Origin of the sequence: Klebsiella sp. JN_Kp126 (assembly GCF_033843325.1) — a bacterium.
In the GTDB taxonomy this organism is placed as follows: domain Bacteria; phylum Pseudomonadota; class Gammaproteobacteria; order Enterobacterales; family Enterobacteriaceae; genus Klebsiella; species Klebsiella michiganensis.
In genome coordinates this window covers 1-843 of record NZ_JAWXQV010000031.1, presented here as the reverse complement: position 1 = coordinate 843, position 843 = coordinate 1, and the positions used below count along the sequence as shown (strand labels likewise).

Genomic DNA, 843 nt, shown 5'->3' with positions numbered 1-843 from the left:
ATAGTCCCGTCAGAAAAGCAGCAGAATGGACAGATACAAAAGGCCTTCCTTGATGCCCTTGCCGGGGCGGTGAACCCGACGGCCAGAGTCATCATCGTTACCGATGCGGGCTTCCAGAATGCCTGGTTCCGGCATATCCGGTCGCTCGGATGGGATTTTATTGGCCGTGTCAGGGGTAATATCCAGATGCGCCTGAATAGAAAAGGTGAATACTGGTTCAGACGTCAGGAATTACAGGCCAGCAGTAAACCAGAATATCTGGGGCCAGGCACGCTTGCACGGGCGGAATATGCCCGGTGTGAGGGACATTTTTACCTGCACAGGAAAGAACCAAAAGGCCGGAAACACCGGCACTCAAGGTGTCGTATAAAACGAAAATCTCAGGTTCGCGACGGGCGCTCTTCAGCAAAAGAGCCGTGGCTCATCTTCAGCAGCACAGACGACTTTAAGCCACGTGAAATCATGAAGTTATACAGTCGCCGCATGCAGATAGAGCAGAACTTCCGCGATGAGAAAAGCGAACGGTTCGGGTTCGGTCTGCGTGCCAGTTACAGCCGTTCAGCGGGAAGAATGCTGGTGCTGAGCCTGCTGGCAACGCTGAGCACAATAGTCCTGTGGCTTATTGGTTATCATGCAGAAAGTAAAGGATTACATGTAAGGTATCAGGCCAACAGTATTAAATCGCGGCGGGTAATCTCTTATCTGACGTTAGCGGAGAATGTCCTGCGACACTCCCCGTTAATATTAAGGCGAACGGTGCTGAGCACCGTTCTTAACCACCTCGCCAGAGCCTACCGAAGTATGGTGCTGGTTTATTAGCACTGTTTTATGGGGATCCCTCAG

General features: G+C 51.7%; 1 protein-coding gene. It reads left to right on the top strand.

What is annotated here, in order from left to right; genetic code table 11:
- Window positions 1-819, top strand: an 819-nt coding sequence (locus tag SIK97_RS00980) for an IS4 family transposase (RefSeq protein WP_069684211.1), incomplete at its 5' end; no start/stop codon positions are given.
- Between the last annotated feature and the right edge of the window lie 24 nt (window positions 820-843).